The 24,179-nt window shown below is 64.7% G+C and carries 23 protein-coding genes and 4 pseudogenes; 15 read left to right on the top strand and 12 right to left on the bottom strand.

Features of this window, described 5'->3' with window-relative positions:
- Positions 1-76 precede the first annotated feature (76 nt).
- Entirely contained in the window at positions 77-1,030 is a 954-nt protein-coding gene (locus tag A7U43_RS01895; RefSeq protein WP_017682183.1) for a tyrosine-type recombinase/integrase, read from the top strand.
- Between the two features lie 77 nt (positions 1,031-1,107).
- A pseudogene (locus A7U43_RS01890) lies at positions 1,108-1,845 on the top strand (transposase); the annotation flags it as partial.
- 222 nt (positions 1,846-2,067) lie between these two features.
- Here A7U43_RS01890 and A7U43_RS30185 read toward each other — a convergent pair.
- Positions 2,068-2,307, bottom strand: coding sequence for a hypothetical protein (locus tag A7U43_RS30185; RefSeq protein ID WP_224866092.1), 240 nt, complete (start codon positions 2,305-2,307; stop codon positions 2,068-2,070).
- Between A7U43_RS30185 and A7U43_RS01885 the strand changes: the two are divergent.
- Positions 2,194-3,449, top strand: a pseudogene (locus A7U43_RS01885) (IS256 family transposase). The gene A7U43_RS30185 and the pseudogene A7U43_RS01885 sit on opposite strands and share 114 nt — an antisense overlap.
- A 291-nt stretch (positions 3,450-3,740) precedes the next feature.
- Here the strand turns inward: A7U43_RS01885 and A7U43_RS01880 are convergent.
- Entirely contained in the window at positions 3,741-4,490 is a 750-nt protein-coding gene (locus tag A7U43_RS01880; protein ID WP_047040843.1) for an IclR family transcriptional regulator, read from the bottom strand.
- 70 nt (positions 4,491-4,560) lie between these two features.
- On the opposite strand from A7U43_RS01880, the gene pcaH reads away from it, so the two are divergent.
- The 7 genes from pcaH to A7U43_RS01845 all read left to right on the top strand — a co-directional run bounded on the left by pcaH (position 4,561) and on the right by A7U43_RS01845 (position 10,248).
- Entirely contained in the window at positions 4,561-5,358 is a 798-nt protein-coding gene (gene pcaH, locus A7U43_RS01875) for a protocatechuate 3,4-dioxygenase subunit beta (RefSeq protein ID WP_043416460.1), read from the top strand.
- Entirely contained in the window at positions 5,358-5,927 is a 570-nt protein-coding gene (gene pcaG, locus A7U43_RS01870; protein ID WP_043416462.1) for a protocatechuate 3,4-dioxygenase subunit alpha, read from the top strand. Before pcaH ends, pcaG begins: the two co-directional genes overlap by 1 nt.
- The gene (locus A7U43_RS01865; protein ID WP_043416463.1) at positions 5,924-7,129 is read left to right on the top strand and encodes a lyase family protein; all 1,206 of its coding nucleotides are present in this window, start codon (positions 5,924-5,926) and stop codon (positions 7,127-7,129) included. The genes pcaG and A7U43_RS01865 overlap by 4 nt, the downstream gene beginning before the upstream one ends.
- A complete protein-coding gene (pcaDC, locus tag A7U43_RS01860) occupies positions 7,126-8,307 on the top strand; it encodes a bifunctional 3-oxoadipate enol-lactonase/4-carboxymuconolactone decarboxylase PcaDC (protein WP_047040849.1) in 1,182 nt (393 codons plus the stop codon). Before A7U43_RS01865 ends, pcaDC begins: the two co-directional genes overlap by 4 nt.
- Positions 8,304-9,002, top strand: a complete 699-nt coding sequence (locus A7U43_RS01855) for a 3-oxoacid CoA-transferase subunit A (RefSeq protein ID WP_047040851.1) — start codon at positions 8,304-8,306, stop codon at positions 9,000-9,002. Before pcaDC ends, A7U43_RS01855 begins: the two co-directional genes overlap by 4 nt.
- Complete coding sequence (locus tag A7U43_RS01850) at positions 8,999-9,688, top strand: 3-oxoacid CoA-transferase subunit B (RefSeq protein ID WP_047040853.1); 690 nt, start codon at positions 8,999-9,001, stop codon at positions 9,686-9,688. The genes A7U43_RS01855 and A7U43_RS01850 overlap by 4 nt, the downstream gene beginning before the upstream one ends.
- Before the next feature lie 71 nt (positions 9,689-9,759).
- Entirely contained in the window at positions 9,760-10,248 is a 489-nt protein-coding gene (locus A7U43_RS01845; RefSeq protein ID WP_047040871.1) for a cupin domain-containing protein, read from the top strand.
- A gap of 224 nt (positions 10,249-10,472) precedes the next feature.
- On the opposite strand, the gene A7U43_RS01840 is transcribed toward A7U43_RS01845, so the two are convergent.
- From A7U43_RS01840 to A7U43_RS01820, 5 genes are all read right to left on the bottom strand, one after another.
- Positions 10,473-10,943 (bottom strand): hypothetical protein, encoded by a 471-nt coding sequence (locus A7U43_RS01840; RefSeq protein WP_047040856.1) that lies wholly within the window; start codon positions 10,941-10,943, stop codon positions 10,473-10,475.
- Between the two features lie 24 nt (positions 10,944-10,967).
- Positions 10,968-11,183 (bottom strand): IclR family transcriptional regulator domain-containing protein, encoded by a 216-nt coding sequence (locus A7U43_RS28945; RefSeq protein WP_074414912.1) that lies wholly within the window; start codon positions 11,181-11,183, stop codon positions 10,968-10,970.
- Positions 11,184-11,203: 20 nt separating this feature from the next.
- A complete protein-coding gene (locus A7U43_RS01835) occupies positions 11,204-12,517 on the bottom strand; it encodes an IS256 family transposase (RefSeq protein ID WP_019344575.1) in 1,314 nt (437 codons plus the stop codon).
- 92 nt (positions 12,518-12,609) lie between these two features.
- A protein-coding gene (locus A7U43_RS01830) for an IS3 family transposase (protein ID WP_156525814.1) occupies positions 12,610-13,754 on the bottom strand; the annotation gives its coding sequence in 2 pieces (ribosomal slippage) (positions 12,610-13,487 and positions 13,487-13,754; 1,146 coding nt in all).
- Positions 13,755-13,843: 89 nt separating this feature from the next.
- The gene (locus A7U43_RS01820) at positions 13,844-14,677 is read right to left on the bottom strand and encodes an MFS transporter (RefSeq protein WP_052773276.1); all 834 of its coding nucleotides are present in this window, start codon (positions 14,675-14,677) and stop codon (positions 13,844-13,846) included.
- A 712-nt stretch (positions 14,678-15,389) separates the two neighbouring features.
- Here A7U43_RS01820 and A7U43_RS01815 point away from each other — a divergent pair.
- Complete coding sequence (locus tag A7U43_RS01815; protein ID WP_157894438.1) at positions 15,390-16,301, top strand: alpha/beta fold hydrolase; 912 nt, start codon at positions 15,390-15,392, stop codon at positions 16,299-16,301.
- A 767-nt stretch (positions 16,302-17,068) separates the two neighbouring features.
- Here A7U43_RS01815 and istB read toward each other — a convergent pair.
- Together istB and istA are read right to left on the bottom strand one after the other, a co-directional pair.
- Positions 17,069-17,836, bottom strand: a complete 768-nt coding sequence (gene istB / locus A7U43_RS01810) for an IS21-like element helper ATPase IstB (RefSeq protein ID WP_156526055.1) — start codon at positions 17,834-17,836, stop codon at positions 17,069-17,071.
- Positions 17,837-17,853: 17 nt separating this feature from the next.
- Positions 17,854-19,116 carry an IS21 family transposase gene (gene istA / locus A7U43_RS01805; protein WP_156525813.1) on the bottom strand — a complete coding sequence of 421 codons (1,263 nt, stop codon included), beginning with the start codon at positions 19,114-19,116 and terminating at the stop codon, positions 17,854-17,856.
- A gap of 182 nt (positions 19,117-19,298) precedes the next feature.
- On the opposite strand from istA, the pseudogene A7U43_RS01800 reads away from it, so the two are divergent.
- Positions 19,299-19,625 (top strand): annotated as a pseudogene (locus A7U43_RS01800) (transposase); the annotation flags it as partial.
- 601 nt (positions 19,626-20,226) lie between these two features.
- Here A7U43_RS01800 and A7U43_RS01795 read toward each other — a convergent pair.
- From A7U43_RS01795 to A7U43_RS01790, 3 genes and pseudogenes are all read right to left on the bottom strand, one after another.
- Positions 20,227-21,033, bottom strand: a pseudogene (locus tag A7U43_RS01795) (IS3 family transposase); the annotation flags it as partial.
- A gap of 5 nt (positions 21,034-21,038) precedes the next feature.
- Positions 21,039-21,329 (bottom strand): transposase, encoded by a 291-nt coding sequence (locus tag A7U43_RS28940; protein WP_047040760.1) that lies wholly within the window; start codon positions 21,327-21,329, stop codon positions 21,039-21,041.
- Positions 21,330-21,483: 154 nt separating this feature from the next.
- Entirely contained in the window at positions 21,484-22,797 is a 1,314-nt protein-coding gene (locus tag A7U43_RS01790) for an IS256 family transposase (RefSeq protein WP_019344575.1), read from the bottom strand.
- A 165-nt stretch (positions 22,798-22,962) separates the two neighbouring features.
- On the opposite strand from A7U43_RS01790, the gene A7U43_RS29540 reads away from it, so the two are divergent.
- The 3 genes from A7U43_RS29540 (at position 22,963) to A7U43_RS29530 (ending at position 24,072) form a co-directional block, all read left to right on the top strand.
- Positions 22,963-23,340, top strand: a complete 378-nt coding sequence (locus A7U43_RS29540) for a hypothetical protein (protein WP_047040757.1) — start codon at positions 22,963-22,965, stop codon at positions 23,338-23,340.
- 94 nt (positions 23,341-23,434) lie between these two features.
- Positions 23,435-23,653 (top strand): hypothetical protein, encoded by a 219-nt coding sequence (locus A7U43_RS29535; RefSeq protein ID WP_047040755.1) that lies wholly within the window; start codon positions 23,435-23,437, stop codon positions 23,651-23,653.
- The gene (locus A7U43_RS29530; RefSeq protein ID WP_156525812.1) at positions 23,650-24,072 is read left to right on the top strand and encodes a hypothetical protein; all 423 of its coding nucleotides are present in this window, start codon (positions 23,650-23,652) and stop codon (positions 24,070-24,072) included. Before A7U43_RS29535 ends, A7U43_RS29530 begins: the two co-directional genes overlap by 4 nt.
- The last annotated feature ends 107 nt before the right edge of the window (positions 24,073-24,179 follow it).

The following is a 24,179-nucleotide window of genomic DNA, read 5'->3' as shown; positions in this document are numbered from 1 at the left end:
CGGCCTGCGACGACTCCGCTCCGGCGGTGCGCGAAGCGGCCCTGTTATCTGTGGCAAGCAGGCCAGGGAGGTCACAATGTTGTCGTCCGGGATCACCGTCCGCGCCGCCGGCGACGGCTTCCTCGACTCGATCCGCTCCCCGAACACCCGCCGCTCCTACGCCATCGCCGTCGATAAGACCACCGCCAGGCTCGGCGAGGCCCGGCCGCTGGCCAATGTCGCCGACGACGAGATCGGCGAAACCCTGGAAACTTTGTGGGGCGAGGCGGCGGTCAACACCTGGAACGCCCGCCGCGCCGCGGTCGCGTCTTGGCTGGCGTGGTGCCGCGAGCACGGACACCTCGCCCCGGCGGTCCCCGCGTGGGTGAAACGCTCCACCCCGCCGGACTCGGCCACCCCGGTGCGCTCGCGCACCGCGATCGACCGGCTCATCACCCGCCGCGACATCGACCTGCGGGATAAGACGCTGTGGCGGATGCTCTACGAAACATGCGCCCGCACCGAGGAACTGCTCCAGGTCAACATCGAAGACCTCGACCTGGCCGGGCGGTGCTGCCCGGTGAAGTCCAAGGGCGCCAAGCCCCGCACCCGCCGCCGCGGCGCCGCCCATCACGAGTACGCGCACGAGCTCGTGTACTGGGACGCGGGTACCGCCCGGCTCCTGCCACGCCTCACCAAGGGCCGCACCCGCGGACCGCTGTTCGTCACCCACCGCCGACCCGGACCCCGCAAAGCCGTCGCCGACCGCGACATCTGCCCCGACACCGGCCTGGCCAGGTTGTCCTACGGCCAGGCCCGCGCCCTGCTCGATGCCGCCACCGCCACCAACGGACCCGGCACCGGCTGGGACCTGCACGAACTCCGGCATTCTGGCCTGACGCATCTCGGCGAGGCCGGAGCCAGCCTGCTCGAGCTAATGGCCAAGTCCCGCCACCGCAAACCCGACAACCTGCGCCGCTACTTCAAACCCTCACCGGCGGCCATGCGCGGCATCACCAGCCTCCTCGGTCCCGACCGCGGCCACCGATAGCGGCCACCAACAACGACTCGTCCGTCTACCCGGACCAGGCGCTACGCGAACCTCGTTGTTTTTTGCGCCATTACTGCCGGGACCCCGGCGTCACCGGGCAGATCATCGTGCGCGGTGACAGCGCCTATGGATCGCGGGCGGTGATCCGGGTATGCCGCCGCTACGGGGCGGTGTTCTCGCTGGTGCTGACCCGCAACGCCGCGGTGCAACGCGCCATCGACAGCATTCCCGAGAACGCCTGGACCCCGGTGAAATACCCGGGTGCGGTGCTCGATCGCGAGACCGGGGCCTGGATCTCTGATGCCGAAGTCGCTGAAGCCGTCTACACCATGGCCAAAACCGGCACCTATGAGGCGGTCACCGCCCGGCTGATCGTGCGCCGGGTCAAAGACGCCAACCAACCCCAAGACGGGCTGTTCCCGATCTGGCGGTATCACCCGTTTTTCACCAACACCACCGAGTCGGCCACCGACGCCGACATCACCCACCGCCGCCACGCCATCATCGAAACCACCTTCGCCGACCTCATCGACGGCCCCTTGGCCCACATTCCCTCCGGGCGCTTCGGCGCCAACAGTGCCTGGGCCGTCTGCGCCGCGATCGCCCACAATCTGCTGCGCGCCACCGCGACCCTGGCCGGGACCCGTCACCGCACCGCGCGCGGGGCGACCCTGCGCCGTCACCTGGTCAATATCCCGGCTCGTCTGGCCCGACCCCAACGACGACCGATCCTGCACCTACCCCGGCACTGGCCCGCCGAACCAGCATGGATGACCCTGTGGCACAACACCATCGGCCACCGATCCAGCGCCTGAACCACCGACCACCCGACCCGACAACCAGGAACCCGACAGGAAAAGCTGGACAGACCAGCGGCCTCGTCATGCCCACCACCAGCCCGGATCAAGACCATCAGCTCAACCGGCCACCACACCGTCGGTCGGTGGAATCAGGCTTAGTGAGAGGAATGATCAGAACCTGTGGATGAGCCTCGGCGTGGGGGCGTGAAAATGAGCGCACCTTCCCGAGGATGATCATCACGGAATCAGGTATTCGATCAAGACCGGCGTTGGCGCGCTGGTTGGGAAGGTACGCCCATGCTCACCGTAGTTCACGACGGCGCGGAGGCCAACGACAACACCGACAGTGGTGCTGGTCGGTCGTTGTTGGATGAGATTGTCCGTGATGGCGCTCGGCAGATGCTGGCCGCGGCGTTGCAGGCCGAGGTCGCCGCCTACGTGGCGCAGTTCGCTGACCAGCGCGATGACAACGGCCACCGATTGGTGGTCCGCAACGGCTACCACCAGCCGCGCGAGGTGCTGACCGCAGCCGGTGCGGTGCAGGTGAGGGCCCCGCGGGTCAACGACAAACGTGTCGATCCCGACACTGGTGAACGCAAGCGGTTCTCCTCGGCGATCCTGCCGGCCTGGGCGCGCAAGTCCCCGCAGATGTCCGAGGTGTTGCCGCTGTTGTACCTGCACGGGTTGTCGAGCAGCGATTTCACCCCGGCCCTGGAGCAGTTCCTCGGCTCCGGTGCCGGGTTGTCGGCATCGACGATCACCCGGCTCACGTCGCAGTGGCAAGATGAGGCCGCCGCGTTCGGTCGTCGCGATCTGTCGGGCAGCGACTATGTCTACCTGTGGGTCGACGGCATCCCCCTCAAGGTCCGCCTGGACCAGGAAAAGCTGTGTCTGCTGGTGATGCTCGGTGTGCGCGCTGACGGCCGCAAGGAGCTGGTGGCGATCAGCGACGGCTACCGTGAATCGGCCGAGTCGTGGGCCGATCTGCTGCGCGACTGCAAACGGCGCGGCATGACCGCCCCGTGCTCGCCGTCGGTGACGGTGCACTCGGGTTCTGGAAAGCGGTCCGTGAGGTGTTCCCGGCCACCAAAGAGCAGCGCTGCTGGTTCCACAAGCAAGCCAATGTTCTTGCCGCACTGCCGAAATCAGCACACCCGTCGGCCCTGGCGGCACTCAAGGAGATCTACAACGCCGAGGATATCGACAAGGCCCAGCTCGCGGTCAAGGCCTTCGAGGTCGATTTCGGCGCCAAGTACCCCAAGGCGGTCGCCAAGATCACCGACGACCTCGATGTGCTGCTGGAGTTCTTCAAGTACCCGGCCGAACATTGGATCCACCTGCGCACGACGAACCCGATCGAAAGCACCTTCGCCACAGTGCGACTTCGGACCAAGGTGACAAAAGGCCCGGGATCGCGAACGGCCGGACTAGCGATGGCCTACAAGCTGATCGACGCCGCCTCGGCCCGCTGGCGCGCCGTCAACGCCCCGCACCTGGTCGCCCTGGTCCGCGCCGGCGCGGTCTTCCACAAAGGCAAACTGCTCGAACGCCCCACCGACATCACCCCACCAACACCGCCCTCAGACGACGATCAGGACGCCGGAACGGAGGTCGCCTGAAACACCCCGATCCACAGGTATTGACAATTCCTCCAAGTGACGATTCGCGAGGTGAGAGTGCGAGGTGGGCAGGATGGATTCCGCCGCTGATCGTTGAACGGCGGACCCTTTGCTGATGCTTTCTCAGCTTCAACTGGGGGATCGGTCGCGTCTATCCCTCCACCGCGGCGCGGACTCCGATTCGCGCCAGATGTCATGGCAGTCACCACTTTTTCGACGGCTAGCGACGGTGTCGCGTTTTGTCAGAAGCCGCCCGACAGCACAGCGATCGCTGCTGCGGCGGCCCGTGGGTCACAGCAGCCGGACGATGCCGCGGGCAGCCACCTGCAGGGCGCCGAGCAGTCGCTGGCGACCTCGCTTCAACGACGGAACTACGACGGCGATCGCGGCCACCACAGCGTCGTCGGACTGCCGGACGATCGGCACGGCCAGTGAACAGGCGCCTAGCGACATCTCTTCCACGGTGGTAGCCAACCCCTCGCGCCGCACCCCCTCCAACTGTCGGGACAGCACCGCAGGCTGGGTGATTGTGTAGGGAGTAATCGGAGTCAGATTGGCAAACACCTGATCCTGGACTTCGCGTGGCGCGTGCGCCAACAGCACCTTGCCGACGCCGGTGCAGTGCATCGGCAACCTGCTGCCGACGGTGCTAACGATCGGCACGGATGCCCTACCCATCATCCGCTCGAGGTACAATACTTCGTTGCCGTCGCGTACCGCGAGGTGCACGGTGGCGAGCGTTGCCGCGTAGACATCGTGCAAGAACGGCTCTGCGACCTGCCGTAATCCGCCTCCGACCGGGGCGAGCAGCCCAGCGCTCCACATCAGTCGGCCGACCTCGAAACGACCGTCCGTGCGGCGCTGCAACGCCCCGCCCGCAACCAGTTCGGCAGCCAGCCGGTGGGCCGTGGCCATCGGCAGGCTGGCCCTACCCGCCAGTTCGGACAGCGTCAGTGTCCGGTGCCACTCATCGAAGGCGGCGACCATGCGCAGCAAACGAGAAGCGACGCTGGTGCCGGGCGTTGAGGTATTTCCCGCCACTCACGGATCCTTTCCGCTCAGTGGTAATCTAGCGTAGGTCAGTCGCCGAGGAGCCAATAGTGTCAAGGCTATGACAGCAGTGATCGACCCCGATCCCGACGGCGGGTTGCCGAGGCAGCAGGCGATCAGCGCGGAGATCGAGGCGATCGAGTCCGAGTATCAGCGCGCTGGCATCGAGGAGACGCAGCCGCGGCTCGGCTACGCGCCCTACCGCAGCAGCCTGCTGCGTCATCCCACGAAGGACCTACACCACGCTGACCCGGAGGGCGTCGAGCTGTGGACGCCCTGCTTTTCCGAACGCGACGTGCATCCGCTTGAATCGGACCTCACCATCCAGCACTCAGGCGAACCCATCGGCGAACGGATAGTGGTGACCGGCCGGGTGGTCGACGGCGACGGACGGCCGGTGCGACGTCAACTCGTCGAGATCTGGCAGGCCAACGCCGGCGGTCGCTACATCCACAAGCGTGATCAGCACCCGTCCGCGATCGACCCCAACTTCACCGGCGTCGGCCGCTGCCTGACCGATGACGACGGAAGCTACCGCTTCACCACGATCAAGCCAGGGCCGTATCCGTGGAGGAACCACCGCAACGCTTGGCGCCCAGCCCACATCCACTTCTCGGTGTTCGGAACGGAATTCACGCAACGGCTGATCACCCAGATGTACTTCCCCGGCGACCCGTTGTTCGCGCTGGACCCGATCTATCAGTCGATCACCGACCGAAAGGCCCGAGACCGACTGATTGCCAACTACGACCACGACGTCACCACCCACGAATGGGCCACCGGATACCGGTGGGACATCATCCTCACCGGCGCGACGCGCACTCCGACCGAGGATCCCCACCGCGGAAGCGAACACTGATGAATACCCTGCTCACCGCCACCCCGGGGCAGACCGTCGGACCCTTTTTCGGTTACGCACTCCCGTTCGACCGGTGCGACCAGCTGGTTCCGGCCGGCTCACCGGGTGCCGTCCAGCTTTCCGGCTTGGTCCTCGATGGTGACGGCCAGCCTGTTCCCGACGCCCTACTTGAGATCTGGCAGGCAAACGCCGACGGCACCATCCCCACGTCCACCGGCTCGCTACACCGGGACGGCTGGACCTTCACTGGGTGGGGCCGCGCCGGCACCGACGATGGCGGACGGTACAACTTTTCCACCGTCATCCCAGGTCCCTGCGATCCCGGTGCGGCACCGTTCTTTCTGATCACCGTGTTCGCCCGCGGGCTGCTCAACCGGCTGTTCACCCGCGCCTACGTGCCCGGGGGGCAGCTGGCCGGCGATCCACTGCTGGCGTCCCTGCCGCCCGAGCGTCGCGACACGCTCATCGCCACCCGCGAGGGCGCCGGACTACGCTTCGACATCCAATTGCAGGACGCGCCAGGCAAACCCGAGACGGTCTTCCTGCGCTACGCGGGACACCAGCGATGACTGACCTCTTCTGGCCGGGCGACGACCTCGCAGGCGACCTGATGAGCGGCCCCGCATTCCTCGAGGCCATGGTGGCCGTGGAACGGGCGTGGCTGGACAGCCTCGTCGACGCCGGTATCGCACCGCAAGAGGCGCGTGCCAGCTTGGCAGACCTCATCGCCGACGCCGACACCGAGTCGATCGCCCGCCGCGCCGCCACCGACGGCAGCCCCGTCAGCGCTCTGGTCACGTTGTTGCGTGAGCGCTCAACGGCGGCGACAGCCCGCTGGTTACACCGCGGGCTAACCAGTCAGGACGTCGTCGACACAGCGCTCGTCATCTGCGCCCGTGATGTCCTCATGCGCATCGGCGACGAGTTCACCGTCCAAGTCCGGGCGCTGTCCGAGCTCGCTGAGAGGCACCGGAGCACACCAACACTCGCGCGTACCCTGACCCAGGCCGCCCTACCAAGCACCTTCGGCGCCAAGATGGCACGTTGGCTTACCGGCATACTGGACGCCGCCGAACCGCTGACCGGGCTGCTGCCCTCGCTGCCGGTGCAGGTCGGTGGCGCGGTGGGAACGCTGGCGGCGGCTACCGAATTGACCGGTTCGGTGGACGGCGCCATCGCGTTGAGCGACGCGCTCGCCGGCGCACTGCGGCTGGCGCCGGCTCCGCCCTGGCACACCACCCGCTCGGCGATCACCCGCATCGGGGATGCGTTGGTGAGCTGCTGCGACGCCTGGGGGCACATCGCCGCCGACATCGCGACCGGTAGCCGGCCCGAGGTCGGCGAGCTGGCCGAGGGGACTGGTGGCGGCTCATCGACGATGCCGCACAAGAACAATCCCGTCCGCTCTGTGTTGATCCGGCGCACCGCGCTCACCGCGGGCACCTTGGGCGCCACCCTGCACCTGGCCGCAGGAGCGAGTGTCGACGAGCGCTCCGACGGCGCGTGGCACGCCGAATGGGCCACACTGCGCACGCTCGCCCGCCACACCGTCGTGGCGGCCATCCAAGCCTCCGAACTGCTCTCCGGGTTGCAGGTGGACACGGCGCGGGCGGCCGCGAACCTGGCCGACGCGGGCGGGCTGCTCACCGAACAACGTGCAATGACCGAGTTGACCGGTAGCCCAGCACGGCCCGACTACACCGGTGCCGCCGATCGGCTGATCGATTCGACCTTGAGTCGGGCCCGCCGCTTCATCAAGTCTGCGTCATGACCATTCCGGCCTTGGCCACAATCGACTTCGGCGGACCCGACGGTGCGCCTGTCCTCGTGCTGGGGCCTTCACTGGGTACCTCGGCAGCCACGCTGTGGAGCGCTGCGGCTGGATGGCTGAGTGCGCACGCCCGCGTCGTCGGGTGGGACCTACCCGGTCACGGTCGAGGCGGTCCTGGCGAGCCCTTCACGATCGCCGAACTCGCGGTCGCCGTGCTGGCACTCGCCGACGACATGCACGCCGAGACCTTCCACTACGCCGGTGATTCGCTCGGTGGCTGTGTCGGTCTGCAGCTGATGCTCGACGCGCCGCAACGGGTGGACTCGGCGACCCTACTGGGCACCGGTGCGTTGATCGGCACCCCAGCTGGCTGGCTCGAGCGCGCCGCCACCGTCCGCGCCGAGGGCGTCGAAACCTTACTCTCGGGCGCGGCCCAGCGGTGGTTCGCGCCGGGCTTCGTCGACCGGCAACCAGGTGTCGGCGCGGCGCTGCTGGACACCCTCAGCCACACCGATCCGGAGTCCTATGCGCAGGCCTGCGAGGCCCTCGCGGCATTCGACGTCTCCGACCGATTGCGCGAGATCGTCACTCCCGTCCTGGCCGTGGCAGGCAGCGCCGACGTGCCCACACCGCCGGAGTCATTGCGGCGCATCGCCTCCGGTGTCCAGGACGGTGACCTCGTAGTGCTCGACGGTGTCGGCCACCTGGCACCCGCCGAAGCCCCGGACCGGGTCGCCGGCCTCATCGCAGAGCAGGTGGGTATTCCGCAGCCTGCGACTAGGACCGTCGAGGATGTGTGTCGCGCGGGAATGGCGATACGGCGCCAGGTGCTCGGCGACGGGCACGTCGACCGGGCAATCGCCGGTACCACCGACATGACCGCCGATTTCCAGCACCTGATCACCCAGTACGCCTGGGGAACCATCTGGACACGCCCAGGTCTAGACCTTCGCAGCCGCTCGATGATCACCCTGACGGCGCTGGTCGCGCGCGGGCACCGCGAGGAACTGGCGATGCACCTGCGAGCGGCCCGCCGGAACGGTTTGAGCAACGACGAGATCAAGGAGCTGCTGATGCAGACTGCCATCTACTGTGGCGTCCCCGACGCCAACTCCGCGTTTCGCATCGCCGCCGAGGTATTGCCGGAATTCGACGAGGACGAGCGGGCGTCGTCATGAGCCGCACCGCCGTCTGCGCCGCCGCCCACGAAGCCGTCGCCGGAATCGCTGACGGCGCCACAATTCTCGTCGGCGGATTCGGCATGGCGGGCATGCCCACCACACTCATCGATGCGATCATCGAACAGGGCGCCGCCGAGCTCACCATCGTCAGCAACAACGCGGGCAACGGCGACACCGGTCTGGCCGCGCTGCTGGCTGCCGGTCGGGTCGCGAAGGTCATTTGTTCCTTCCCCCGACAGGCCGATTCGTACGTGTTCGACAGGCTCTACCGGGACGGCATGGTCGACCTCGAAGTGGTCCCGCAGGGCAACCTGGCCGAGCGGATCAGAGCGGCAGGCGCGGGCATTGGCGCGTTCTTCTGCCCGACCGGTGTCGGCACCCCGCTCGCCTCGGGCAAGGAGATCCGCACGATCGACGGCCGCGACTACGTGCTGGAGTATCCGATCCGCGGCGACGTCGCACTCATCGCAGCACACCTGGCCGACCGGGCCGGAAACCTGTTGTACCGCAAGACTGCTCGCAACTTCGGTCCGGTCATGGCGACCGCCGCCACGCTGACCGTCGTTGAGGTCTCCCGCGTCGTCGAGACCGGAGGCATCGACCCCGAGACGGTCGTGACGCCGGGTATCTTCGTCGACCGCATCCTCGACCTGTCCTCGATTCCCGCCGCCCGCACCGAGGCCGCCTCGTGACGGGAACGCTCGATGCAAGGACACGGCGTCGTGTCGAGCATCTCGACCGTGGCCCGTTGGACCGCGGGGAGATCGCCGCGATGATCGCCCGCGACATCGCACCTGGGTCGTACGTCAATCTCGGCATCGGCCAGCCCACGATGGTCGCCGACTACCTCGACCCCGCCGCCGAGGTGGTGCTGCACACCGAGAACGGCATGCTCGGCATGGGAGGCGCCGCGACAGGAGACGCCATTGACCCGGATCTCACCAATGCAGGCAAGGTTCCGGTCACCGAAACCCCTGGGGCGTCCTACTTCCACCACGCCGACTCCTTCGCCATGATGCGCGGCGGCCATCTCGACGTGTGTGTGCTCGGGGCGTTTCAGGTCAGCGAGCGTGGAGACCTCGCCAACTGGCACACCGGAGCACCGGACGCCATTCCCGCGGTCGGGGGTGCGATGGATCTCGCCATCGGAGCGAAGCGCGTATTCGTGATGATGACGCTGTTCGGCAAGGACAGGACCGCGAAGTTGGTTCCGGAGTGCAGTTACCCGCTGACCGGGCTTCGGTGCGTCAGCCGGCTGTATACCGAGTACGCGATCTTCGACATCGACAACGCCGGAGACGGACGCGTGCGCGTACTCGAGACCTTCGCCATCAGTATCGCCGCGCTCGAGAAGCGCTTGCACATAGCTCTGTCGTGACCCTGGCGCTTGGGTCGCCGAAAAGTGACTCCATGCTCGCTCAGCGACGAAATTCCCAGAGGAGTGGATTGATGACCCTATCCCGTGACGAGCTAGCCGATTTCGCCGAAAGTATGGCGCGCGCAGGGGATCGCGACACCCAGCACGTGACCGAGGAGCACCTCGTCGTGAACTCCACCGAGGCACACTGGATCCAGACCGGAAGCCCATCAGAAATTGGATTGCTTCTGCGGATACCCGCCCGCTCCATTGAGTTCTTCCTGCAGAAGATCCCCGCCGGTGCGGGCAGTGACCTTCATCGACACGTACACGAGTCAGTTCACTTCGTGCGACATGGCTCGGGCTGGTCGGAGATTGGCGATCAACGCGTAACGTGGAGCGCAGGCGACTTCGTGTATACGCCGCCGTGGGTATGGCATCGCCACTATGCAGATGACCAACAGGACGTCGAGATGATAGTCATCGAGAACTCCCGCCTCCTGGCTGCCGTGGACGCAACCCAGAGGGAAACCAGGGGCAACGTTAGCTTCGCCGAGGCTTTCGGCGTCGGCGACACGTAAGCAGTGGAGAAATTGTCAAGGTAATCGCTTCGAAGGGCGCTTGACGACGGCGGTCAAACACACGGCGGCCGGTCAACCCATCCACGGCGCTAATGTCCAGCCGCCCTGCAACTTTCGTGGCCGCGGCGTCTCCCGGCGAAGCAGGCGGCCTGATCTGCACCCGTGTTGTCGGCCCACGGGTTGTGCGAGTAAAGCGCAAAGTGATCACGATGCGGTCACATGCGTTATTCGTCGAACCCTTCATCTGGGATAGCAAACGCCGCCCTGGCGTTGTCGTTGAGATTTGCAAATCCATCGATAACCACCCGGGCCACGCGGGTCTCATGGTCGACAATGCGGATCAGCCACGTGTGAAAGGCCGCACCGGTGAATTCTTCGCTGACCGGCGAAGGAGCTCTCCAGCGACGGAAGAAGAACTCGAGTCGTGTCGTCAGCTCGATGACATCCTCCTGCACCGGAACGTAGGAAAGTACTTGACGCAGTTCGAGGCGTTCGTCGAAAATCCCGTCCCGCTGCGTGAGATACAACCGCAGACCATTGAGTCCCTTCCATTGGTGGCCGCCGCGAAAGCCGATTTCGAAGTCGTCTGTGAGGACGGTTGCGAACATTTGCTCGGCCGGCGAGTGGCGCTGTTCTAAGCGCAGGTAGTCATCGATCGTCGAAACGAACGCCGGCAGGTCGGGGGTACTCGACACAGAACATCTCCTTTGCCAATGTAGTTAGACCAGCTTAGTAGCAAGCTCTGCGGCAGCTTCGCCGATGATGCCAGCTACTTTGCGGACATGTGATGGCCGTAACCGATAGCTCGGCGCTGATGCATTTAGTGCCAGCCTCACGTCGGGACCTCTTGCAGGTATGGCGACAGCAACGGATGCGACACCTTCTTCGCTTTCCTCCCTACTGGTCGCGAAACCGCTCTTTCGAGAAATAGTCAAATCCTGTGGATCGAGGGTCGTCAGGCGACCTCGGACACTGGGGTGTCGGGCGATGGTTCCGGGGTGATGTCGACCGGACGTTCGAGGAGCTTGCCCTGGTGGAACACTGCGCCGGCCCGCACCAACGCCACCAGGTGTGGTGCGTTGACCGCCCGCCACCGCGACTGCGCTGCTTCGATCAGCTTGTAGGCCATCGCCATGCCCGCCGCCCGTGATCCCGGGCCCTTGGTCACCCTGGTCCGAAGCCGAACCGTCGCGAAGGTCGATTCGATCGGGTTCGTGGTGCGTAGATGCACCCAGTGCTCGGCGGGATACCGGAAGTACTCGAGCAGCACGTCGGCGTCATCGACGATTTTCTTCACCGCTTTCGGGTACTTCGCGCTGTAGTCACGTTCGAACGCTGCGATCGCCAACTGCGCCTTGTCGATGTCCTCGGCCCCGATGATCTCCTTCATCGCCGCCAACGCACCCGGATGCGCCGATTTCGGGAGTGCAGCAAGAACGTTGGCTTGTTTGTGGAACCAGCAGCGTTGTTCGCGGGTGGCGGGGAACACCTCCCGCAGTGCCCGCCAGAATCCCAAAGCTCCGTCCCCGACCGCGAGCGCCGGCGCGCGCATCCCGCGGCGGCGGCAATCCCGCAGCAGGTCCGCCCAGGACTCGGTGGACTCTCGGTAGCCGTCGGCCAGGGCGACGAGTTCCTTGCGGCCGTCCGCCCGCACCCCGAGCATCACCAACAGGCAGAGCTTTTCCTGCTCGAGCCGGACTTTCAGGTGGATGCCGTCGACCCACAGGTACACGTAGTCGACCTGCGAGAGGTCCCTGGTGCCGAAGGCCTTCGCCTCGTCCTGCCACTGGGCCGTGAGCCGGGTGATCGAGGATGCGGACAGTCCGGCGCCGGTGCCGAGGAACTGTTCGAGCGCCGGCCCGAAGTCACTGGTTGACAGGCCGTGCAGGTACAGCAGCGGCAGCACCTCCGATACCTGCTCGGACTTGCGAGCCCAGGCGGGCAGGATCGCCGAGGAGAACCGCTTGCGCTCGCCGGTATCGGGGTCGATCCGCTTGTCGTTCACGCGGGGCGCCTTCACCGCCACCGCACCCGCCGAGGTCACGACCTCACGTTCGGCGTGGTATCCGTTGCGGACCACCAGTCGGTGGCCGTGTTCGTCGACCTCACCGGCATACCGGGCTACATAGTCGGCGACCTCGGCCTGCAACGCCGCGGCCAGCATCTGCCGGGCACCGTCGCGGACGATCTGGTCGAGCAACGACCGGCCCGCACCGGCCGCATTGCGGGTCTCGTTGGAGTCGTCGTTGTTGTCTACTACCGTGAGCACGGGCGTGCCTTCCCGCCAGCGCGCCAACGCTGGTGACGAGTCCCCGTTACTGAGTCCACCCGGTTTTGGAGTCGGGTTGGTGTAATCCGTTCTCAGTTGATGCTGCAGGCCACCGGGGTATGGGTGCACCTGCACGCCGCAGCGTACTCGGCCGGTGTGCGGTAGCCCAGGGCCGAGTGGCGGTGTCGATGGTTGTGTTCGTGCTTGAAGTCGCCGATGACCACGCGGGCCTCGAACAGCGTGTTCCAGTAGTTGCGGTTGAGGCATTCCTTCCGGAGTCGGTTGTTGAACGATTCGATGTAGCCGTTGTCCCACGGGCAACCCGGCGGGATGTACACCATTCCGGTCTTGTTTTCGCAGAACCGTTGCAGCGCTTGAGAAACCATCTCCGGTCCATTGTCCATCCGAAGCACCTTCGGTGGGCCGCCACGAGCGGCGAACACCTTCGTGAGTTCCTCGACCAGCCGCTCGCCAGTGATCGAGCGCTCCACCACATTCAGTAGCGATTCGCGGGTGTGCTCGTCGATCATCGACGCGATCTTGATGGCCTTACCGTCGATGGTGGAGTCGAACTGGAAGTCGATCGCCCACACCACCTTCGGCGCATCGGCGAGGATCGGCGGCACTGAGGACACCCCGGCCCGCTTGCGGGGCGAGACGACCTTGACCTGTAGGCCTTCTTCGCGCCAGAGCCGGTGGATCTTCTTCTTATTGACCTCACGGCGCTCGTCGTAGCGCAACGCCGCCCAAGCACGCCGAAACCCGTGGCACGGGTGTTTGGTGGCGTAGCCGCGCAGCCAAGCCCTCATGTCGGCATCCGGATCGGTCGGAGTCTGCGCCAACGGCAGGCGACGGTAGGTAGAGCGGGCCAGCCCAACAGCTTTGCACGCCAACCGTTCCGACATGCCCAAGGTCTCCTTGAGCATGTCCACGGCGCGGCGCTTGGCAGCTGGGCTCAGAATTTTCCCTTAGCGACCTCCCGCAGGGCGTCCTTCTCAAGTTCGGCGTCGGCCAGCAGCCGCTTGAGGCGGGCGTTCTGATCGCGCAGCTCCTTGAGTTCCTTGGCGGCGTCGGTGTCCATGCCGCCGTACGTGCGCCGCCAGTTGTACAGCGTCGCCGGCGAGACCTGCAGCTCGGCGGCGATCTCCTCACCGGTCTTACCTTCGGCAGCCAACTCATCTGCCCGGCGCAGCTTGCGCACGATGTCCTCCGCGGAATTCCGCTTCCGACCAGCCATGTGTTCATCGTCCCTTCTGGCCCGACATCGGGCCACAGGACTCTAAAACTGGTCGGACTCATTCAGCGGGAACACGCCACTGGTCTTGATCAGAATTCGGATTCCTTGCAGATCATCTTCCGGGAAGGCACGCCCGCCCGGGATCCACAGGTTCTGATCATTGCTCTCGCGACCCCGATGGTCACGACTATCTCTCTCCAGAATTTTTTGATGCTAACCATCAATGGGTTGTGCACAACTGCATCACTCTTTTCGAGTGCCTCAAACGTGGGGGTCTCCTCGACTCCGAGGCGCAGCCACAGGGCTCCGAGAGTTGTGAATATGGCGAGAAGGAAGGGGATCCTCCATGCCCAAACGAAAATTTCTTCCTGAGTGAATACGGCTGACAGGACACCAATCGCTCCCGAGCTAAGCAATAGACCTCCAGCTGTACTTACCTGCTGCCAGCTTCCGTAGAGGCCGCGGTGCGCGGGCGGGGCCGACTCAACCATAAAGATGGCCGAGCCAGATGATTCGCCTCCAGCTGCGATGCCCTGGAGCAGGCGGAGAATTGTAAGTAGGATAGGCGCAGAAATTCCGATGGAGGCCTGGGTTGGCAGCACACCAATAAGTACCGTGCAAATACCGATGAGCAGGACTGAAGTAACGAGAGCCAAGCGCCGGCCGTAACGGTCTCCAATGTGGCCAAACAGCACGGCGCCCAGTGGCTTCGTGAGGTAGCCGGAGGCGAAGACGGCAAAGGTTAAGATCAACGCGCCGGTTCCGTTGTCAGAAAAGAAGAGCTTGGCGAGGATAACCGCCGAATAGCCATAAATCCCGATGTCATAACCCTCCAAGACATTACCGGCTGCGGCGGCGATGGCGGCACGGCGAGAGTGGGTACGTACCGACTCAGACTCGAATTTGGACAGTGTTTGTTTCATTGGTCAGTCTTCCTTCTCTAATAGGCGGAGGGTGAGAATGTCGAACTTCTCCATGTGTCTAATTCGCGATCACTGATGCATCCGACCACTTGAAGCGAAGTTGTGTCGAACACGCGACGGCATGTCGCGTCGCAGAAGCTTTTTGTCTCGCTCGAGAGCATTTTCACGTCGAAGGTCAATCTCTCTTCCTGGGGGAGATTGACCTGGCGCTGCATTCCAGTTGGAGCATGATGGCCTGTGGGCCACTGCCCTCTGTTAGGCAGAGAGTGACTCTGATGGGTGCTATCCACTCGCTCGTCGTTCGTCAATGGTTCCGCTCAATCCGGGCTTCGCAGCTCGTGGCGGTCGCCCGCCTACTCGATCGCGTTGACGCTGGCCAGGCGGCCCAGTGGAGCCGTGGAGAGCCAATGTCGAGTAGGCGCACGGATGTTGGTATGGCGCCTGGCAGCCAGCCGGTTGTGGTTGCTGTTGTATCGGCGTGTATTCACGTCAACCAAGGCGTACCAATCGGGATGGGCTCGGCGGGCCCCATCAGCAGCTGGCGCACAACGAGCGTCAACCGACGACCGGGATGTCGACGGCGATCGCGGGCGTTCAACTTGTCACCGGCGTTGAATCACGGATCCCTCTTGACAGAAGGCTTCTCTGTGTGACAGAAATGGCAGATACTCGCCCCATAGGCGAGCCAGTTGCTTTGATCAGGAGGCTTGAGTTGAACACAGACCTGTCCGTGAACTACATATCCGTCGGCGGAATCAGGACGCGCTATATCGATCAGGGCGAGGGTCCGGTCATCCTCCTGATCCACGGTGGCCACTCGGGTATGAGCATGCCGGGCGGCGGGGATGGTTGGGCTCCCGTCATCGCTCCTCTGGTCGACAAGGGCTTCCGCGTCGTGACCTTCGACAAGCTGGGGCAGGGAGAGACTGACCTCGCGCCGACGCATGCCGAGTGGACGTTCGATGCGGTGGTCAAGCACGCCAGGGGCTTCATCGACGCTCTGGGACTCGAGGACATGATTCTGGTCGGGCACTCGCGCGGTGGCCTGCTGGCGAGCAAGCTCGCTCTTGACATGCCGGAGTCGACCAAAGGTCTCTTCATCGTGTCGAGCGCGACGCTCGCTGGCACCGACGCTAAGTTCCGCGACGTTGAGTTCTACGACGCGATCACGCGTTCGCTTCCGGCGGACGCGTCTCCGGAGGAGATCTGCGGAGCCTACTTCCGTGCGCTGTACGTGACCCCGGTGCCGCAGGAACAAATCAATGCGGCCGCCGCTAAGTACGTCAAGGAGAACCACCAGAACGCCCTCAAGACCTACCCGATGGTTGAGAAGAAATACTGGGAGCCGAGTCTTCAGGCGGCGAAGGACGACATCCGCGCTCGCCTCTTCGCCGGCGAGGTCAATATTCCCGTCGAAGTCGTCTGGGGCCGCGACGATCGCTCGGCGCCGGTTGACCTGGGCATCGCCTTCTACCAGAAGCTCGCCCTCGTCTCGGAGACCACGAGCCTGCACATCCTGGGAACCGCGGGCCACAACGTCTTCGCGGAGCGAACCGAGGACTTCGTTCGAATCCTGGCGGACTACGCAGGCCGTCGCAGCGCCAGCTATGCGACGCGTCGTTGATGGTGATCCTGGGGAACTATCCCGCTTGACGGGGTCTTCGAGTCCGTGCCGGATTGGCGCAGCGCGCCCAGATCGTGCTGCTGGCTTCGGCGTGCGAGTCGAACACCGCGATCGCGGACAAACTGGCCTGTATCTCTTGAAGTGGCCCCCCTGTTCGTGTCCGGTTTCCGGCGACCACGGTGGGCTCTGGGAGAGGGGCCGAAGACAGCGGCGGTTTTCGGCTGGGCGTGATGTGCCCGTGAAAGAGATCGCGGCGCCCGTGGCTCCGTCCTCCCCGGACGAACCCGGTTGAGGGAATTGTTGCCCGGGCTGGTGTGCCGGTTGCGCTCAGCGCGCCGGGCCGGCCCGGCGCAGGCGCCGGATGACGCACAAGCGCGGGATCCTTCGGCGGGCGACAGCCGCAGGGCGGCCCGCATTGGGGCATGGCGGTCCTCCCGCGGGGTGGATTCTACCCCTGATTCCGCTCCCCCTTCCACGGGCCACTGGCTGGCCCCGCCAGAGGGGGCGGAGGAAGAAGCGGTCCCCATCGTGGAAGCCCTCGGCTGCGGCCGGTTCTGGGTCTGAGATCGGTGCCGGGCGGGGCTCACACTGGCCGGGCCTTCAGATCGGACTTGGTCATGCGGAAGGACGCCTCAACCTGCCACAGGTCGTGATACGCGCCGATCACCGCTGCTGCGGACATCTTCTCGGCGCCGGTGACCTTCTGTCAACGACGGTCGAAAATTGACCCCGTAGCGTCGGTTGAATTTTGACCCCCTGATTGTTGGTTATTTGTTGGTTTTGACCAGTTCGCGGCGTGTTTTGGTGCGGTAGGAATCCCCGTTGATGGTGATCACTTCGGCGTGATGGACCAGTCGGTCGATCAGGGCGGCGGCGACGATGTCGTCGGCGAAGACTTCACCCCAGCGACCGAACGGCATGTTCGAGGTGATCAGGATCGAGCCCTGTTCGTAGCGACTGGCGATCAGCTGGAAGAACAGGTTCGCGGTGTCCGCATCGAACGGGAGGTACCCGATCTCGTCGATAAGCAGCAACCGGTAGCGACGCAGCCGCTTGAGCTCCTGAGGCAGCCGGCCAGCGTTGTGGGCGTCGGTGAGCCGGGCCGCCCACCCGGTCGCGGTGTCAAAGAGCACCGGATACCCGCACTGAGCGGCTTTGATACCCAACGCGATCCCCAGATGAGTTTTACCCACTCCGGGTGGTCCGAGCAGAATTACGTTGTCGGCCTTGGTGATCCATGTACTTGTCGCCAGATGCGCAATGACATCCCGCGGCAGCGACGGTACGTGGTCAAAGGTGAAGTCTTCCAAGGTTTTTGTCGCCGGGAACCTCGCCGCGGCGATCCGCAGCGCGGTACCGTTGGCTTCACGCTCGTTGACTTGGCGTTCCAGGACCGCCGCCAAATACTGTTCGTGACTCCACATTTCGGAGCGAGCCCGATCAGCCAACTCGGCCCACATCCGCCGGATCGTCGGCGTCTTGAGAACCCGGGCCAAGTATTCGATTTGTTTACCGATCTCGTTGCTGCCGTGCATGTTTGGTGCATTTGTGGTCATGATGACGACTCCTCGATGGTGGTGAAATCGACGCCGTAGAGGTCGTCGTAATCCGGCAACGACCGCATCGGCACCAAGTGCCCGTCGCGGTGGGTACGTACCCGGCCGGTATCACCACCGGTGGCGTGTTGCTGACGGTAGTGCCGGCGCAGGACCGCGGCATCGGCCACGTGCTGCGGGTCGGTGATCGTCATGTGCCGGGCCCAGCACCGCTGATGGGTGGCCACCACCTGCCCGGCGCAGGTCACGACCACCTGCTCCAAGGTGGCGGTGATATCGACCAGCCGGCCGATCACGCCAGGGTGCACCGAGTAGTCGTTACCGGCGATCCGCACGTAGTAGTCCCGGGCCAGGCGCACCCGGTGGCAGATGCCGGTCACCGGCGGCACCGGCGGCAGCAGTGTCATCCCGGCCAGGTCCTCGGCCAGCAGATCGATTGGGCGGGCCCGGATCGAGCGCACCCGGATGGTGTTGGCGTGCCCGGTCAGCCATGCATCGAACTGGGTGTTGAAATCGGCCGGTGAGGCAAACACCCGCCCCGGCAGGAACGAGGTCTCAAAGAACCGGTTGTTGCGTTCGACCATGCCCTTGTACTCAGGATCGGCCGGTGGAGCCAGCTCCAGGCGGGTGCCCAACGTCCCGACAAACCCGGTGGCCAGCGTCGTGGGCCGGCCTGTGCCGCCGATCGCTGATTCGCGGTCCCACACCAGCTTGGCGGTCACCGCACCGATCCGGCTCAGCAGCTGCCACATCCCGGCCAGGATGTCCCCACCCTGGCGCGAGGGGATCATCAACCCGGCCCGGAACCGCGAATACGCCAGTGTCATCACCAACACCGGCAGAACAGCTAACTGCTTGTGGCCCAACGGGATACGGTAGTCCGGGAACCACAGATCCCACTGCGAACACGCCCCAGGCTCATAGATCACCCGATCAGCCGGATCCAGACCGCGGTACTCCGGGCGGATCACCCGCACCCGGTCTTTGAGCACCGTGATCGACCGGGTCCACCCGATCCGCTGCGCGATCACCGTCGCCGGCATCCTCGGATGATCCTTGAGCAACGCCCGAATCGCAGGTTCGAACGCATCCACCGCCGAACCCCGCGGCGCCCGCGTGTACTGCGGCGGCGCATCCGCGGCCAACGCTGAGCGCACCGTATTGCGTGCCACCCCGAGCTGGCGTGCGATCTCCTTGATCGGCACCTGCTCGGTGCGATGTAAACGGCGGATCTCCGCCCACTGCTCCACTGAAATCACCCTCCTATCAAGGACGGGGGTCAAAATTCACCCGTCGATAGGGGGTCAGTTTTCAGGCGTCGTCAACACCTTCAGGAACCTCGCCTTCTTCAGCGGCGTGCTGCCCGGGCAGGGACTGGGGAATTAACGGTGTATCCGGCTCGACACGCCGGGGCGGCAAGCCTGGCGGGAAGGAGCCCGATATGGCCGCAACACTTGAGGCTGTGCCGAGTACGAAAACCGTTGACGAACTGACAGAGAAATCCGAGGCCGAGGCTGCCCGCGAGCTGGTCAGGATGGCGAGGGAGCAGGGGCTGTCCCTGGCCGGTCCTGACGGACTGCTCAAGCAGCTGACCAAGACCGTCATCGAAACCGCCCTGGACGAGGAACTGACCGAGCACCTCGGTTATGAACGGCACGACACGGCGGCGAAGGATACTGCCAACTCGCGCAACGGAACGCGGTCCCAGACCGTGCTGACGGAGACGACAGGCCCGGTGCAGATCGACGTTCCGCGGGACCGGGAGGGGTGCCGATAGGCCCTGCTGCGAAGGTCCCGTGCTGCGTTGGCGCCGAGGATCAGCCCCCGATATACGGGGCGGTTTCTAGTGAACGTTGCGAATTAGATGTGTTTGCATCCGGTGTCCTAATCGTTGCATGGCTGCCCGTGGCGAGCGGTCGTTGAGACATGCTCGGGGCCTGTCGTTGAGTCCGTCGCAGACGTCATCGAGCTGGTCTAACTCCACACGTTCAGGTCCGTGCCCTTTGGAAAGTACTGCCGGAGCAGTACGGGGTCGCTTTAAGGGCCCTTCGCAGTTAAGCATGGTTGATGTCTCGGCCGGGCAGGGGCACTGACGGTCGGTGTTGTTGAAACCAAAGACCGGGCCGTGGAGAACGCGGCCTTGAAAGCTGCCGTTTCGTATTTGGCTGCGTCGATCGGGAGGTGCGCCCGGGCTTGTAGAGCCGCAGACCGTCCGTGCCGCAGGCCCATTCCGGTGGCGGACGGTGTGAGGTGTGTCAAGGATGTGAGACAGTCGGGTAGTTTCTTTTCGGTCAGGCAGCAGCGGGAAGCGGCTGGTTTCTGGTTGTGAAGTTGGCCATTGCTGTCGCGGGCGGCAGACCCTCGTTGTTGGTGTGAGGGCGCCAGCGGTTGTAGAACACTTCGATGTAGCGCATGGTCGCCCGTCTGGCGTCCTGGCGGGTGGTGAAGCTGTGGTGATGGTAGAACTCGTTTTTCAGGGATGAGAACAGCGATTCTGCGACTGCATTGTCCCAGCACACCCCGGTGGCGCCCATGGATTGGCGGATCTTGTTTCCTGCGCACCAGGCGCCCATTTCCCGGGAGGTGTACTGCGTTCCGTGGTCGCTGTGAAAAATGGCGTTGGGGCTCAGGTGGCCGCTGTCCCTGGCCATCGTCAGGGCTCCGGTAACCAACGAGGCGCGCATGTGCTCAGCCATGGCCCAGCCGACGACCATGCGGGTGCACAGGTCAATGACAGTGGCCAAATACAGCCACCCTTCGCCGGTGCGCAGGTAGGTAATATCGCCCACCAGACGCGTTCCAGGGGCTTCTGCAGTGAAGTCCCGGCCGATGAGGTCCTCGAAGACTTTATCCGGATCCGAGGCGATCGTGGTGCGCTTGAACGCTCTCATCCGCTTTGCCGCCCACCCGTTTTCGGCCATGATCCCCGCGACAGTGCCCACCGAAACCTCGATGCCGGCGGCGGCAAGTTTCGCATGGACCATGCGGTGCCCGAAGATCCCGTCGGAGGAATCGAAGACGGTCTTCACCTGATCCGTCAGTTCCCGGCGGCGCAGCGCAGTCGGGGTGTCGCCGGCGTCCAGCCGCCGGTAATACGTCGCCCGTGGGAGACCAAGCTGGCGGCACATCCAGGCCACCGGGAAGTCGGCGTTCTTCTCCTGAACAACTCGGTACAAGTCCTCTACCGTTGTTCTTTGGCGAAGAACGCCGAAACTTTTTTCAGGAAATCGTTCTCCCTCTCCAGCTCACGCATCCGTGCTTCCAACGCCTTGTATTTCGCAGGATCCACCGGATCATCCGGTTTCCCCCCACCGCCTGGTTGCCCCTCACGGGACACCCGCACCCAGCGTTTCAACGCGGTGACGGAAATGCCGAGCTCCGGAGCGACAGAAGCCGGCGAACGGCCAGATGAAACCACGAGCTCAACGGCATCAGCCTTGAACTCATCGGAATAGGTAGGTCGAGCAGACATGAGCACAATCCTTTCAAACTGTGTCTCACATCAGTAGTACACCTCAGTGTGCCTGCGGCGCGGACGATCTGCGGCGGGACGAACCACCCGAGACTCCCCTTCCGTCGTACCGGAAGCACTCGAGAAATAGTCAAATCCTGTGGATCGAGGGTCGTCAGGCGACCTCGGACACTGGGGTGTCGGGCGATGGTTCCGGGGTGATGTCGACCGGACGTTCGAGGAGCTTGCCCTGGTGGAACACTGCGCCGGCCCGCACCAACGCCACCAGGTGTGGTGCGTTGACCGCCCGCCACCGCGACTGCGCTGCTTCGATCAGCTTGTAGGCCATCGCCATGCCCGCCGCCCGTGATCCCGGGCCCTTGGTCACCCTGGTCCGAAGCCGAACCGTCGCGAAGGTCGATTCGATCGGGTTCGTGGTGCGTAGATGCACCCAGTGCTCGGCGGGATACCGGAAGTACTCGAGCAGCACGTCGGCGTCATCGACGATTTTCTTCACCGCTTTCGGGTACTTCGCGCTGTAGTCACGTTCGAACGCTGCGATCGCCAACTGCGCCTTGTCGATGTCCTCGGCCCCGATGATCTCCTTCATCGCCGCCAACGCACCCGGATGCGCCGATTTCGGGAGTGCAGCAAGAACGTTGGCTTGTTTGTGGAACCAGCAGCGTTGTTCGCGGGTGGCGGGGAACACCTCCCGCAGTGCCCGCCAGAATCCCAAAGCTCCGTCCCCGACCGCGAGCGCCGGCGCGCGCATCCCGCGGCGGCGGCAATCCCGCAGCAGGTCCGCCCAGGACTCGGTGGACTCTCGGTAGCCGTCGGCCAGGGCGACGAGTTCCTTGCGGCCGTCCGCCCGCACCCCGAGCATCACCAACAGGCAGAGCTTTTCCTGCTCGAGCCGGACTTTCAGGTGGATGCCGTCGACCCACAGGTACACGTAGTCGACCTGCGAGAGGTCCCTGGTGCCGAAGGCCTTCGCCTCGTCCTGCCACTGGGCCGTGAGCCGGGTGATCGAGGATGCGGACAGTCCGGCGCCGGTGCCGAGGAACTGTTCGAGCGCCGGCCCGAAGTCACTGGTTGACAGGCCGTGCAGGTACAGCAGCGGCAGCACCTCCGATACCTGCTCGGACTTGCGAGCCCAGGCGGGCAGGATCGCCGAGGAGAACCGCTTGCGCTCGCCGGTATCGGGGTCGATCCGCTTGTCGTTCACGCGGGGCGCCTTCACCGCCACCGCACCCGCCGAGGTCACGACCTCACGTTCGGCGTGGTATCCGTTGCGGACCACCAGTCGGTGGCCGTGTTCGTCGACCTCACCGGCATACCGGGCTACATAGTCGGCGACCTCGGCCTGCAACGCCGCGGCCAGCATCTGCCGGGCACCGTCGCGGACGATCTGGTCGAGCAACGACCGGCCCGCACCGGCCGCATTGCGGGTCTCGTTGGAGTCGTCGTTGTTGTCTACTACCGTGAGCACGGGCGTGCCTTCCCGCCAGCGCGCCAACGCTGGTCTTGATCAGAATTCGGATTCCTTGCAGATCATCTTCCGGGAAGGCACGCCCGCCCGGGATCCACAGGTTCTGATCATTGCTCGAAGCACTCCGAAAAGACCAGGACTTTGAACAACCTGAAGGACAGACCCATGACCACAAACTCCTCAGATCTGGCCCTCACGGTCGCCGTCACCCACCGTGGCGCTGGAAAAGAAGCCTTCGCGCACCTAACGCGGGGTGAATCCCTGGCCATGATTCCGCCGTTGATCCTCGAACTTTCCGGCAGGATCAGCCGCCGGGCTGCGCTCCTAGAGGCGTCATCAATCGACGCGGCCCACAGTTCCGATGACCTGGCCGCCCTCGCCTGGATTCAGCAATCCCTGGAAGATGTTGAAGCCACCATCATGGGACTGTCGGAGGTAAACCGCCGCCGTTCTGCAGCGTTCCACGGTCCTGCCCCTTCTTCTGCCGGAAGCCTTGGTCCCCTAGGTTCCGCCGGGGCCGCCGGGATTTGGGCCCTGGCTTGATCATGCCGGCGGGCTGCCGCTCCTCCGTTCCGTCCCAGGGACATTTGGCGTGTCCCAAAGTACTGATCACCGCCCTCAGATTAAGGATTTGACCATGCACGCAGCACCCGGTTGTCTCGTCGTCGCCGTTCACACCCGAAAAGAACTGGACGCCGCCCTGGATGAAGCGGTGGATCTGCTGAAGCCGGCGGCGATGGCTGAACACGTCGGCATCTCGGTGGCCCGCCTCGCCCCGGGCCGCTATGAAGCGCGCCTGGACAGCGACGTTCCACGCGGTGTGACACTCGAAAGGTGGGGGAGCGGGCTGCGATGAACGGACAGCAGAGCGATCTCTCCGGCGCGCCGGCTGGCAGCGTTTTTAGCATGGTCTGCCCCGCCGCCCGCCAGGCCGGCTGTTCCCTGCGTACGGCGGCTCTCGGCGCAGCGCCGGGGAGGAATGGGTTGAAAGAGTCGCTGACAGAATGCGAAATCGAAGTCTTCCTGTCCCTGGCCCGCGGGCACCGCATCGCTGTGAGGGATCATGAAACCGGGGCATTGTGGTACGGGCGGGTTGACATGACGTTTCCGGAACACGGATTTGTCTGGGTCATCACGGACGTCGGTGAGCGGAAGTTGCTCGACGTTGGCGTGCACACAATCTGGCGGCCGGAGGAGTCCGGCGCCTGCGGCCGCGTTCGCCGGGAAGCCGGTCGCCTTGGGCCTTCGACGATGAGCAGGGTGAGGGCCGTCTGACGCCGGGGGCAGGGCGTGGCCGCATGCAGCTGCGGCGTGGTGCGGCAGGAAAGAGGTCAGGGCCTCTTTGAATTGGTCGCGACCAAGCAACCAATACCCAAAAGAGA

The organism is Mycobacterium adipatum (assembly GCF_001644575.1).
In the GTDB taxonomy this organism is placed as follows: domain Bacteria; phylum Actinomycetota; class Actinomycetes; order Mycobacteriales; family Mycobacteriaceae; genus Mycobacterium; species Mycobacterium adipatum.
The sequence above is the reverse complement of the archived record's forward strand: the minus strand, read 5'-3'. Positions and strand labels throughout refer to the sequence as shown.